The sequence below is a fragment of the Streptomyces sp. NPDC048337 genome (assembly GCF_043201175.1).
In the GTDB taxonomy this organism is placed as follows: Bacteria; Actinomycetota; Actinomycetes; order Streptomycetales; family Streptomycetaceae; genus Streptomyces.
Genome location: NZ_JBICYR010000001.1, coordinates 397,142 through 409,373, shown reverse-complemented (window position 1 = coordinate 409,373; position 12,232 = coordinate 397,142). Strand labels below are relative to the sequence as shown.

The 12,232-nt window shown below is 70.8% G+C and carries 11 protein-coding genes and 1 pseudogene; 3 read left to right on the top strand and 9 right to left on the bottom strand.

The window, feature by feature from the left end:
• Positions 1–72: 72 nt before the first annotated feature.
• The 5 genes from ACGFYU_RS01970 to ACGFYU_RS01950 form a co-directional block, all read right to left on the bottom strand.
• Positions 73–996 carry a hypothetical protein gene (locus ACGFYU_RS01970; protein ID WP_393825279.1) on the bottom strand — a complete coding sequence of 308 codons (924 nt, stop codon included), beginning with the start codon at positions 994–996 and terminating at the stop codon, positions 73–75.
• On the bottom strand, positions 978–1,769 hold the full coding sequence (locus tag ACGFYU_RS01965) for a hypothetical protein (protein WP_393825278.1): 792 nt from the start codon (positions 1,767–1,769) through the stop codon (positions 978–980). The genes ACGFYU_RS01970 and ACGFYU_RS01965 overlap by 19 nt, the downstream gene beginning before the upstream one ends.
• Before the next feature lie 123 nt (positions 1,770–1,892).
• Positions 1,893–2,180, bottom strand: coding sequence for a hypothetical protein (locus tag ACGFYU_RS01960; RefSeq protein ID WP_393825277.1), 288 nt, complete (start codon positions 2,178–2,180; stop codon positions 1,893–1,895).
• A 189-nt stretch (positions 2,181–2,369) separates the two neighbouring features.
• Positions 2,370–3,425, bottom strand: a complete 1,056-nt coding sequence (locus ACGFYU_RS01955) for an LLM class flavin-dependent oxidoreductase (protein WP_393825276.1) — start codon at positions 3,423–3,425, stop codon at positions 2,370–2,372.
• Positions 3,426–3,531: 106 nt separating this feature from the next.
• On the bottom strand, positions 3,532–4,176 hold the full coding sequence (locus ACGFYU_RS01950) for a dihydrofolate reductase family protein (RefSeq protein ID WP_393825275.1): 645 nt from the start codon (positions 4,174–4,176) through the stop codon (positions 3,532–3,534).
• A gap of 45 nt (positions 4,177–4,221) precedes the next feature.
• Between ACGFYU_RS01950 and ACGFYU_RS01945 the strand changes: the two genes are divergently transcribed.
• The gene (locus tag ACGFYU_RS01945; protein ID WP_393825474.1) at positions 4,222–4,353 is read left to right on the top strand and encodes a hypothetical protein; all 132 of its coding nucleotides are present in this window, start codon (positions 4,222–4,224) and stop codon (positions 4,351–4,353) included.
• A 163-nt stretch (positions 4,354–4,516) separates the two neighbouring features.
• Here ACGFYU_RS01945 and ACGFYU_RS01940 read toward each other — a convergent pair.
• A pseudogene (locus tag ACGFYU_RS01940) lies at positions 4,517–4,594 on the bottom strand (hypothetical protein); the annotation flags it as partial.
• Here ACGFYU_RS01940 and merB point away from each other — a divergent pair.
• A complete protein-coding gene (merB, locus tag ACGFYU_RS01935; protein WP_393825274.1) occupies positions 4,572–5,183 on the top strand; it encodes an organomercurial lyase in 612 nt (203 codons plus the stop codon). The pseudogene ACGFYU_RS01940 and the gene merB sit on opposite strands and share 23 nt — an antisense overlap.
• A gap of 82 nt (positions 5,184–5,265) precedes the next feature.
• Here merB and pyrF read toward each other — a convergent pair whose 3' ends face one another.
• Entirely contained in the window at positions 5,266–5,961 is a 696-nt protein-coding gene (gene pyrF / locus ACGFYU_RS01930; protein WP_393825273.1) for an orotidine-5'-phosphate decarboxylase, read from the bottom strand.
• A gap of 424 nt (positions 5,962–6,385) precedes the next feature.
• The gene (locus tag ACGFYU_RS01925) at positions 6,386–7,003 is read right to left on the bottom strand and encodes a hypothetical protein (RefSeq protein WP_393825272.1); all 618 of its coding nucleotides are present in this window, start codon (positions 7,001–7,003) and stop codon (positions 6,386–6,388) included.
• Positions 7,004–7,156: 153 nt separating this feature from the next.
• Here ACGFYU_RS01925 and ACGFYU_RS01920 point away from each other — a divergent pair, with 153 nt between their 5' ends.
• Positions 7,157–8,200 (top strand): hypothetical protein, encoded by a 1,044-nt coding sequence (locus ACGFYU_RS01920; RefSeq protein WP_393825271.1) that lies wholly within the window; start codon positions 7,157–7,159, stop codon positions 8,198–8,200.
• Positions 8,201–8,242: 42 nt separating this feature from the next.
• On the opposite strand, the gene fxsT is transcribed toward ACGFYU_RS01920, so the two are convergent.
• Positions 8,243–12,211 carry an FxSxx-COOH system tetratricopeptide repeat protein gene (gene fxsT / locus ACGFYU_RS01915; RefSeq protein ID WP_393825270.1) on the bottom strand — a complete coding sequence of 1,323 codons (3,969 nt, stop codon included), beginning with the start codon at positions 12,209–12,211 and terminating at the stop codon, positions 8,243–8,245.
• Positions 12,212–12,232 lie beyond the last annotated feature (21 nt).

The following is a 12,232-nucleotide window of genomic DNA, read 5'->3' as shown; positions in this document are numbered from 1 at the left end:
GTCGACGCGCGAGTGGGTCGTCTGGCGCCGAGGGGCCGGCCACAGCTCCCGGCGCCGGGTCCGGGCGCGGCTCTAGCCGGCCGGGGCGGCCAGCCAGCGGGCCATCGCGGCAGTGATCGCGCCTCCCGCGCGGCGGTCGTAGCCTTCGAAGCAGGGCATCGCGTTGGCTTCGAGGAAGTACCACTCGCCGGTGGCCCGGTCGACTTTGAAGTCCACCCCCAGCAGGGGGATCCCCGTATGCGCGGTCAGGCGGGCACAGCCACGGACTACGGACTCCGGGAGAGTGATGGGGCGGTAGTCGTTGACGCCCGCGACGGTGCGGTAGTCGATCTCGGGTGAATGGATCGCCTCCCCGAACGCCTGGTCGCCGACCGTGTGGACGCGTACGTCCGGGCCGACGATCCGTTCCTGGAACAGCACCGGTACCCGGCTGACCCGTTCCAGCAGCCCCTCATGGCTCGCCTCGTAGGCCTGGGCGAAGGTCTTGGCGGCGGACGCGCCTTTGAAGACCGCGCCCCGCGGGCAGTCGGCGATGAAAGCGCGCGCCTCGTCGGGGTTTGAGGTCAGGCAGGTCCTCGGTACCAGCCAGCCGCCGACGGCGGCCAACGTCACCGCGTGCAGGACCTTGGTGAAGCCGGTGGCCTCGCGCAGGGGGTGGTTCATGACCCTGATGGGCAGGTGTTCGAACAGGCGCAGGAACGCCTGGTAGTGGCCGGCGGCGGCGTGCTGGTATCGGGGGTCGGGGGCGTGGGCGGACACATCCAGCAGTCGGCACCAGACCGCGGTGACCTCGTCCAGTCGGATGACCCGGCGGCCGGTGTGGATGGTCGCGTTCGCCAGGTCGTCGAGGGGAATGCGGACCGATCCCCGCATGGCCAAGGAGGGGAGGTCGACCGCCAGATGACCCGAGCCCGCGGCGCGTACGGCGCGAAGTCCGGCCAGGAACGTCGGGTCGGCGGCCACGCCGACGCACAGGATCACCGGAGACCCAGCCACGTCAGCAGTGCCGTGTAGGCGGCGTCTTCGACGGAGGCGAACTGGTGGTGGTTCGCCCATGGTGAGGCTTCGAGGAGCCTGAGTGCGCCGTCGGGCGTGTCGGACGTGCCCACGGTGACGAGCGCGAAGTCCGTCTGCTTGGCGTGCAGCCAGTGGCGGATCAGCGCGACGTGCGGGGCGTGGCGGGCGAGGTCCAGCCTGTGGTCGGGGTCGCTGACGTCGAAGGTGCTCGTTCCGGCGATGAGGAGCTGGTGGGTTCGCCTCTCGTCGATCTGCGTGATGTGGACGACGTCGTACAAACCACGGGTGGCGGGGTCCAGTTGCGTGTAGTCGCTGATGCGGTAGGCGTGGTTTCCGGGTACGTCCCGGCCGTTGGCGATGGTGCCGGCCGGCCGGATGTCCGGCGTCGACGCGGCGAGTTCCAGGGGGTCCAGCCTCGGCGGATATCCATGCACGGTGGGCCGGTTGATCACCGGACCGGGCCACAGCGCCATGGCGGCCCAGACGGAGGCTTGCTCTTCGCCGGCGGCGAACCGCGCGGCCGGCGTCAACGGCGGCGAGGAGTCGAGCCGGCCCCGGCAGAAGACGCCGACCGGGGGACGGCCGTCCACAAGGATCGTGCTGCGAGGGCGCAGGTCGTGGGACACCGTGACGGTGACCGCGAGGCGGTCGAAGCCGGCCGCCACGACGGCTTCGACACCCCTGTCCGAAGCGAAGCGGGCGAATCGTACGGCGGTCTCGTCAGCGCTCTCCGCCAGCACCAGTAGCGTCATCGCCCTCCTCGAAGGCACTAAGGGCCTCGGCGACCTGCCAAGCGCGCACTCCGACCTCGCTCACCACGTCCGGCCGCGCCTCGAGCGGGATGAACAGTGCTTCCTCGCCGCCTGTCGGCTCGCCTAGCGGGGTTTCCACGTCAGCTCGGTCCCCGGCCCACCGCCCGGCAGCCAGTCCACGCCCCAGCCGCGCTCGACTTCCTTGTACTCACTTCGTTCGGTGTTCTCACTGTTCTCGCTGCTCTCGGTGGATTCGCTGTTCTCACTGCCCTCGCTGCCCTCGGTTCCCTCACTGCCCTCGGACCCGGTGTTCGACGCCTCGCTGAACCCCTCCGTGCCCTGCCCGCCGAGGAACAGCAGCGCCTGCCGCCGAACGTCGGCCGGGAAATCCCCGAATGCGCGCCCACTCATCGCGTGCCTCCCTTACGCATGGCCCTGCCAGGCCTCATGGAACTGCGCAACGGCTCGGTGCGCAAGGGCGGTTGAGGCGTGCTGCTCGCCTGGTGAGCCACTCCTGTGGCGTGAGGGCAGTACGGGTCACAAGCACCGTGACAATGCCGGAATTTTGCGCGCGCTGGTCCTGTCCGCGGGCGGGTCCGCTCAGGTGAGGAGTTTCGCGAGCTGGGCCATTTCGGTGGGCGGGTCGATCACCGGCTGGATGAGGAGTTCGTCGACGCCGGCCTGTTCCAGGGTGGTGATGCGGGTGAGGAGGTCGTCGCGGGTGCCGACCAGGGCCAGGGTGTTCATCAGCGAGGGCAGAACCAGGTCCCGGTCCTGCGGTGCGATGCGACCGAGGTAGTTGGGGTAGAGCTTGGTGTGCCGGTCCGGCGCGGTGGCGGTGGTGCCGCGCCGGTCGAGGAGCCGCCGCACCGCCTCGCGTTCATCGGGGCGGAGTTGCTCGGCGAAGGCGGGTGTATCGGCGGCTGTGTCGGCGGCGAAGGCCAGCAGCGACAGGACGAGGTGGCCCGTCGCGTCCCGGGCCGCGTCGCCGTGGGGGTCCTCGTCCTCGTCGAGGATGTGGAGTGAGGTGACCACGTAGGAGTCGGGGTTGCGGGGTGTGCTCTGGGCGGCGTGGCGGCGGGTGTCGTGCAGTGCGTGCCAGGCGGTGGGGTCCAGCAGGCCGAAGGAGATGAGGCCGGTGCCGCGGCGGCCGGCGACGGCGGCCGCTTTCGGTCCGAGCAGCGCGGCCACGACGAACTCGATCGGGTCGGCGGTGTTCACGTGCGCACCGGCGTGCAGGAACCGGATGTCGCGGACCCGGTCACCTTCGCGGTACCGGGTCGAGCGTCCGGCGCACAGGTCCTGCAGTGCGGCGGTGAAGTCCTCCAGCCTGGCCGCCGTGGTCGGCCCCATGCCCAGGGTGCGCCGGGCGGTGTTTCCGGTGCCGACTCCGCAGATGATCCGGCCCGGTGCCAGGGCGTTGAGGCTGGCGAGCCCGCTCGCGGCCGCCGGGGCCGAGCGCAGCGCCGGTGAGGTCACGCCGATGCCGAGCCTGATGCGGCTGGTGGCCTTCGCGCACAGGCTCAAGGCGACGAAGGGGTCGCCGTGGACCATCGGGGTGTCGTTGACCCAGAAGCTGTGCAAGCCCAACTCCTCGGCCCGCACGGCGAGGTCCTCCACACCGGGCTGCGCGCTCACCACGATGCCTGCACGCATCACAACCTCCACGGTGTGAGGACGGAATCGAACCTGCTCAGCTTGACAGGTTCCGGAGCAGGGCCCGTTGCGGAGTCACGTGATCTTGTAGCGTCGCGGGGTGGTGTCAGGCGTCGCTTCCGGCACCGCGATCGGGGGCGCTCATGTCGCCCGTCGCGGGAATGCCGTCGGCGAGCCCGTAGCGCAGGTACACGGTGCCCTTCGGGCTGGCTGCCGGGGGTGCGAGGAGCCTGACGTTGGTGGGTACCGCGCCATCGTCGAACACCTTCTTCCCGACGCCGAGCACGATCGGGTGCAGCCAGAGGTCGAGGCGGTCGAAGAGCTTCTCGCGCAGGAGGGTCTGCACGAGGTTCAGGCTCCCGACGACCTTCACGTGCTCGTGCCGGTCACGGATCTCACGCACCGCGTCGGCGAGGTTCGGGCCGAGCTGGGTGGACCCGGCCCACGAGAGGTCGGGCCTGCCGCGCGAGGCCACGTACTTCGGGACGCGGTTGAAGAGCGTGGCGATCTCGTTGTCCTGGCCGCCCTCCTGGTGAGGCCAGTAGGCGGCGAAGATGTCGTACGTCCGGCGCCCGAGCAGGAGGGCGTCCGTGCCCTCGTACGCGGCACCGACCTGCGCCCCGGCGACCTCGTCCAGCAGGGGCGCCTGCCAGCCGCCGAACGGGAAGCCCACCGGATCCTCGTCGGGGCCGCCGGGCGCCTGCCCGACGAGGTCGAGGGTCGCGAACAGCTCGATGTGGATGAGGCCCATGGCTTACTCCCGATGAGTCGGTTGTCTCCGTCAAGAGATAGACCCGTGGGTGCCCGCAGACTCATCGCCGCGCCGGAACCCGTCTTCACCCAGTGGTACGGAACGTGGGTGACCTCCGCGCGGCTGCTCCCGTTCCCCGGTGTGGACCTGGAGGCATGGGTGCCGGCGCAGCCGTAGATCCCGTTGGTACTCGCTGGGGGCGAAACCGTACGCCGCGCGGAAGCCCCGGTACAGCGTGCAGCGGCTGCAGTCGGCCGGCCGTGCCTCGTCGAAGCGTGACGGCGTCGTGGGGCTCGTCCGGGTTGAACGCCATGACCAGCCCGGCCGCGCTGACGTGCCGCTCGCCGCTGCATACGAACGACTGCGCACCGTCGTCAGTAACTCCGAAGGAGTACGTGTCGTGCGCGTGCGTCGGGATAGGCGTACTGCTCGAAGCGGGCGTCTCATGTCGCCGTTGTCCCGCACGAGCGTTCAAGCTCCGGGACCGCCGCAGGGCGCAAGTTGGACACCATCGCCTCAACCAGCGAAGGAACGACAAGAATGACCGGGAACATCCCAGCGGCACCGACGAGCCTGCACGGGACGGAGAGGGTCCGCCTGGCCGTCTACCGCGGATTCACCTGCTCAAGGACGAGCCCGACGTCCTCGTCGCCACCCGCTGTCCGGCCTGTGACACCCCGCACGCGTGGGTGGTCGGCCGAGAGGCACCCCCGAGGGGCGATCAGGTGGCCCATTTCCTTATCCCCATGCGCCGGGCCTGGGACGATGTCGTGCGCACCTGCGGCAACCAGCGCCTGTTCTGCTCCACGGACTGCGTCGACACCTGGCTGCGACGGACGGGTCACGAGCGTGGCTACGTCATGGACCTGGCCACCCTGTGGCGCTTCGCCAGCGATTGGTACACCGGACGCCTGGACCCGGGCTACACCCGCCGCGACCCCGCCTCCGCCGGGGTCTACTTCGCCGAGGTCGGCCTGCACGGCTCTTTCTGGGGCCTGCCCGACTGAGACCGGGTGTCCTCCGTACCGCGCTCAGCGTGGCCTCGTATCCGGCCCGCGAAGGCGTCGGAGCCGGTTCGGTCGCGTCGGCCTACGAACCGAGGTCGGCACGGACGAGGCGCAGTGCGGCCGCCGGGTCCGGGGCGCGGGTGACCGATCGGCCCACGACGATGTGGGTGGCCCCCGCAGTGATGGCGGCCCGCGGCGTCCCGGAGCGGGCATGCTCGCCCGGTGATTCACCGGGCAGCGCGACTCCGGGCGTAACGATCAGGGCATCGGCACCCAGGGCGCTCCGCACAGCCGCCGCGTCCTGCGGCGAGGCGATCACACCGTGGCAGCCGGCCTTCGCCGCCAACTGCGCCAACCGACGGACCTGCTCCTGCGTCGAACCACCGACGCCGATGTCGGCAAGATCTCCGTCGCTCATGCTCGTGACCACGGTCAGGGCCAGCACGCGCAGGTGGGGGAAGTCACGGGCGGCATCGACGGCGGCAGCCATGATGCCCACACCACCCATGCTGTGCACGGTCACCATGGAGACACCCAGGGCTCCTGCGGCACGGACCGCGCCGGCGACAGAGTTGGGAATCTCGAAGAGCTTGAGGTCCAGGAAGACCTCCTTGCCCTGCGCGACGAGGTGCTCGATGACATCGGGGCCGACCGCGGTGAGCAGTTCCAGACCAACCTTGTAGAAACGGCACTCGTCACCCAGTCGCTCGACGATGGCGTCAGCGGCCGCGCGGTTGTCGCAATCCAAAGCGACGATGATCTGATCGGTCGGCTCCATGCCGTCATTGTCCCGCCACCTCAACCGAGCCCTTCGCCGGGGCCTCCCGTCAGCCCCACGGGCCCCAGGAGGAGGGGCGGCCCAGGTGCGTGAGGAGTTGGGTCAGGGCGTCGGAGTCGGTGGGCGCGGGCAACGTCCCAGGCGTGGACCACGTAGTCGAGGAAGTGGAATCCGATGGCCCGGATCGCCGGGAAAGCCTCGGCCTTCCAGTAGGTCAGGTTGCCGCCGTCAGCTCTCGCCGCGGCCGCGAAACCCCGGTGCTGGGCCGTCATGTGTGCGCGCAGCTCGCCCAGGTTCCGGGCCGAGCAGCACCCCGTCGCCGACAACGCACCGAGGAGGGCCGGAAGAAGAACCGCCGGGTGGAGGTCTCCTTCCAGCGCTCCGCGGAGGGCGCTTCGTAGAGCCCCCAAGGACGGCGGAGTGGCTAGAAGCGCTGGACGAACTCGCAGGTGTTGGGCACGACGAGGCTGTCGCGAGGGGCCCGATCGGCGACCAGCACGTCCAAGCCGGGGCCGCAGTCGATCTGGTCGAAGCCGCCGTTGCGGCTGTAGATGGTGTCGTTGCCGCCGCGGCCGATCATGGTCACGGTGATCAGGGTCGGGCCGTTCCAGCCGTCGAAGTCGGAGAGCCGGTCGGGGCCGTCGCCGCCGATGAGGATGTCGTTGCCTTGACCGCCCACGAGGTCGCTCGGAAGGTCGGTGTCGTTTTGTGCCGTGTCGTTCCGGTCGCCGAGGTTGGCGACGATCCGGGTCACGCCGTCCGCATCGCAGTACACCGTATGGCCGCTCCCGGAGCAGCCCTGGCCCGCGGTGAGATTGCTCGTCGTGTCGGTGACCTGGATGACTCCTCCGCTGGCGTCATTGAAGGACACGTTGTTGGTCTCGCCGGGCAGGGCGGTGAAAGTGAGCCGGCCGTTGCTGATCATCACGAGGGCGGGGTTCGCGGCTGCGGGGCTCGCGAAGGCCATCGTCAGTGTGAGTGCGGCCACGGCGGGGGCGGCCATGCGGACAGCGGTGCGGAGATGTGAAGCGGGTGAGCTCATCGGTGCGGTTCCTTGCGATCGGCGAGTACGCGTCGCCACGCTCGCTACCCGGAGCGAGAAAGCAGCTCACCTCTTCATCACGCAGCTACCTCGTGTGCCGCCCCAGACCCCCCGACCGGCCCACGCGCAGGGCCCCCTTCTTATGCTGACGCCGTGGAGATCACCAAGCGGAAACTCGCGGAGGCCTGGCAGCGGACGGCCGCCGGACACGCCTTGCTCGACGAGGTCGGGCTGCCGCCCGTGGCGCTCTCGGACGAGGAGCTGGAGGAATGGGCCGAGCGCGCCGAGGAGGCGGAGGAGGGCGGCCTGTGCCTGTCGCTGGACGAGGACGGCACGGTGCACGGCCATCACGGCCCCTACCGGGAGGTCTTTGCCACCCGCGACATCGAACAGGTGCTGTACCTGATCGCCGAGGCCGCGATGCGGCAGCGCGGCGGCAGCCTGGAGGAGGTGGCCGAGGCGCTGGACCGGATCGATCCGGTGTGGGGCAGACGGTTCCGCAGTGGCGGCCTGGACGACACGGGGACGGTCGAGCCGTGCGGGCGCGACCCGCTGGAGGGGCTTGCCTGGATAGCCGGGTCCTGGCGTCAGCAGAACCCGTACACGACCCTTGCCTTCTTCCGCGCGGCGCCCGGGCGAACCGTCGACGCCGAGCGGCTGGCCCGGCTGTACGGGGCCGATCCCGCGCAGGTCGCGGCCGGTACGCGCCTGAAGGACCTGCAGGCCGTGGACAACGGCCGGGCCCACTGGGACCGCCAGTGGGAGAGCTGCTGTTTCGGGCAGGCGGGCGGGTGGACGTTCCTGCTGTACCACGACACGCCGCCGGGGTCCTCCGCCGACAAGGAGGCGTACGCGGCGCTCGGGATCGAGGAGAGCGTATGGCTGACCGCAACCTCCGCGAAGGCCATCTACACGTTCGACTACATGAGGGACGGTCGCCGCGTCGACGACGACTGGGGCGTGTTGGAGCTGATCTGGTACGAGCGCGGCCGTGCCCCCTATCTGCGGGGCGGCGAGCTGGACTTCCTCAACCGTGCCGTGCGCCGTGCCGAGCTGGACCACCCCGAAATGACCAGCACGTTCGAGCTGTACTTCCACGCCTTGGAGGAGTCCCTCGGCCTGCGTCTGCCGCGCCGGGACTTCGCGGAGGGGGAGGTGCGGGCCGCGTACTGGGCCGGGGAACCGACACCCGAATGACCAGCAGCCCCCTCGCGCGCCGTCACTTCGCCCGCGGTCCGGTCACACGGCGAGGGGCTCCAAGTCGCGGTGGAACCTCCGCTCGTCGCGGGCGGAGCGGGTCAGGCCGTGCTCCGCGCCGAGCAGCCGCGTCAGCTCCGACACCGCCTCCGTCCGCAGCCGGGCCGCCTCCTCCCGGCGGCCCAGCACGTCCAGGCTGATCGCCATGTTGGACGAGCCGGCCAGGGTCTCGGGGTGGTGCGCCCCCAGAGCCTCGCGCAGCCGTCGCACGGCCGCCCGCTCCAGCTCCAGCGCCCCCTCCGGGTCGCCCAGGTCGGCCCGGGCGTTGGCCAGGTTCAGGTGCGCGAAGGCGGTGTGCGGGTGGTCGATGCCCAGCATGTCCTGCATCAGCTGGATCACCTGCCCAAGCATCGAATCCGCCGTGTCGGCCGCGCCCGTACCCCAGTGGAAGACCGCCAGGTTGTTCAGCGCCGCCAGAGTGTACGGGTGCCGCTCACCCGGTACCTTCGCGCACTCGCCCACCACCTCCCGCGCCAGGTCCCGCGCCGCGCCCGGGTCGCCGGTCGCGAACAGGTCGGCGGCCAGGTTCAGTTCGCAGGCCAGCAGGTCCGGGGTGACCGAGGTGTACGCGGCCCGGTAGCGGTTGCGGGTCGCCGTCGTCAGCCGCAGCGCGTCCTCCGGCTCACCGGCCCGCCGAAGCGACACCGCCAGGCTCTTCGCCGCCGACAGCGTGCCGGGGAAGGAGCGGCCCAGCTGCCGCTTGTAGGTCTCGTACGTCCGGCTCAGCAGCCGCACCGAGTCTTCGTACCGGCCCACCTCGCGCAGGTCCCGGGCGAGGTTCTGCGCGGAGGACAGGGTGGATGGGTGGTCCCGACCCAGCATCTCCGTGCGCCGGTCGAAGACCTCTTGGTCGATCTCCCGGGCCCTCGCGTACTGCCCGATCAGGCGCAGGTTCAGCGCCAGGTTGTTCGCGGCCGCGAGGGTGCACGGGTGTGCCTCGTGGAAGATCTGCCCGAAGCCCTCGTGCGCGGCCGTGGCCAGCTCCATCGCCTCGCCGTACCGGCCGAGGGCGCCGAGGTCCATCGCCAGGCCGCTGGTGGTCATGTACGTGTGCGGGTGCGAGGGGCCGAGCGCGGTCCGCTGGCGCTCCAGTGTGCCCTCGTCCAGCTCCATCGCCTCCACGAAACGGCCTTGCGAGCGAAGGGTGTTGGAGAGGTGGAACCGCAGGTAGAGGTACTGCGGGTCGTGGTCGCCCAGGTTCTCCCTCCAGAGCTCGCGCAGCTCCTCGCCGAGTGCGTGGGCGGCTTTGAAGTCACCGCGCTTCCACAGGTAGCGGACCCGGTCGATCAGCAGCCGGCGCGTCTCCGGCTCCTCGCAGTACCGGGCCCCGGACGCTGTCAGGTGCGGCCAGATGGCGTTGAACCACGGCCAGGTCTCCGGGTTGTCCACCGGCTCGTCGCCGTCCGGCCGGGCACCTGCCAGGATCCGGTGCACCGCGTGCCTGGCCTGGCTCTGCTCCTCCTCGGACAACTGCGCCCGGATCACCGCCTGGACCAGCCGGTGGACCTGGATGCTGTTGCCGACCTGATCGACCTTGGCCAGCGCGAAACGGCCGATCTCCCGGATCACCCTGCCCAGCACCAGCTTCTCCTGCAAGGAGGCGTCGCACCGCTTCAGCTCGTCGATCATCTCGTCGCTGTAGAACAGGTTCGCCGAGATCGGCTCGGGTGCGAAGAACGCGCACAGCTGCAACAGCCGTACGGCGGCCGGGGAACGGGCCTGGAGCCGCTCCAGGGACACGTTCCAGGTGGCGGCCACCGGCTCGGGGTAGTCGGTCGGCTGGTTCAGTGCCGGCACCCGCGCGGCCTGCCGGGCCAGCTGTTCGATGTACGCGGACACCGGCGTCGCGGTCTCGGCGATCCACGCGCCCGCCTGGTCGAGCGCGAGCGGCAGGTCGCCCACCGCCTCGGCCACCTGCTCGGCGTCCTCCCTGCCGAGGCCGGCGGCCCGGCGCTGGAGGTGCTCGATGGACTCCTCCCGCAGGAACACGTCCACCGGCAGCGCGTCACCGTACTGCGACCAGCACTGGTTGCGCGAGGTCACCAGCACGTGGCCCGGCCCGCCCGGCGGGAAGAACCGTATGAGGGCCTCCGGGTCGTCGGCGTTGTCGAAGACCAGCAGCCAGCGCGAGGAGGGAACGCCCCGCCGCAGCAGGTCGATCGCCTCCTGCGAGGCGGCCGACATGTCCTCGCCGGTCCGCGCGCCGAGGCGTACGGCCAGCTCCGCGAGGGCCGCGACCACGTCGTCGGTCTGCTCCGAGGAGATCCACCACACCAGGTCGTAGTCGGCCATGAACCGGTGCACGTACTCCAGCGCCACCTGGGTCTTGCCGACACCGCCGAGACCGTACAGGGTCTGGGGCTGCGGCAGCACCACGGCCATGCCGCCGCCGAGCTGGTCGCGCATCCGCTCCAGCAGGATGCCGCGCCCGGTGAAACCGAGGTTGCGGGGCGGCGCGTTCCAGATCTTCGGGACGGTCCCGGGGAACCGGGGGCCGGTCCCGGTGCTTTCGGGCGGGGGCATCGGCCGCTCCACCGCGCGGAGCAGGGCCGTGGTGGCGTTCGCCTCGTCGAGCCGGAAGAGGTCCACCGGATTCCGGTCGCTGTGGGGTGGTGCCCCCCGTACGGCCTCCACCGTCAGCGGCACCAGCGGGCTCCGGCCGCCGGTCGCAGCCTCGGCGACGGCCCGGTTCCACCTGTCCATGGCCCCGGGCGAAAGCAGGAAGGCCCTGGAGAGCAGCACCACGGTCCGGGTGGCCGTGTCGACGCCCGTGCTCGCCGCGGCGGCCGGGCCCGGGGCCTGCTTCGCGGAGACGTCCTCGGGGATGACCCGGAAGCCGGCCCGGGTGAGCACCCACTCGACCCAGTCGGCCCACATCCGGTTCTCGGCGGCGTAGCAGAGGAACAGGTCGGTGGGCAGGGCGGGGCGGGGGCGGGGGAAGGCGTCCCGGATGCGCAGCCGGACGTCCTCGGCGATGACGGGCATGGAGGTGACGTCGCCCTCGGTGATCACGGTCGTGAGGCGCTCGAAGGCGGACAGCAGGGAGTTGGCGAGCCCGGGCTCGTCGCCGAAGGCGGCCAGGGTCTCCTCGTAGGCGTAGGAGGGGCGGTACGGGATCTCCACCGCGCCCCAGTAGGAGGCGAGCTCGTCCCCGGCGAGGCCGCGCGGGAACCGGTCGAACTTCATCCGGGCCAGGACCCGGCCCGCGTCCGCCTTCTCCTTCTCCCCCTCGTCGATGCGCATCGGGACCGGGTAGATCTTGATGCCGCGGTCCTCGAACCGCTCGTCGATCTGCAGGGCCACGGAGGCCGCGCCGTCGATGGACTGGTCGGAGAGGGTGAAGCAGTCGACGAGCACGTCGGGGAGGTGCACGGTGCAGATGTCCGCGGTGTCGGCGAGACCGGTGCGGCTGTCGATGAGGACGTAGTCGTAGTTCTGCTTCATGTCCGCGCGCAAGGCCTCGAAGAACTGGCCGCCGCCGAGCCGGTCGTAGAGGTTGTCCCAGTCGAAGGCGGAGACCGTCGCGGGATACTCGCGGTTCTGCCGGCCGGCCGAGACGAAGTCGAGGGTGCCGCCGTCCGGGAACTCCCAGCCGAGGGTCTCCGGGGTGAGGGAGACGGCGTGCGGGTGGATCCGCGCGTGGTCCTTGTGCCAGTCGTCGCTGCGCTGCACCGGGCTGGTCGCGGCCCGGGCGTACTCAGTGATCAGGTCGATGACGCCGGTGGTGGCCCCGAGCGTGGCGGGGTGCAGGAAGGGGTGGAAGTAGCGGTGCAGGCCCGGGGCCTCCAGGTCCCAGTCCACGGCGAGCACCCGCTTGCCGTTGGCCGCGAGGATCCAGGCGATGTTGGCCAGGGCCATGGTGCGGCCCGTACCGCCCTTGTACGCGTAGAAGGTGACGATGCGTCCGTCACGGCTGTCCCGGCTGTCCCGGCTGTCACGACTCGATGTCATCCGCTCCCCCGGTCGGTGTCC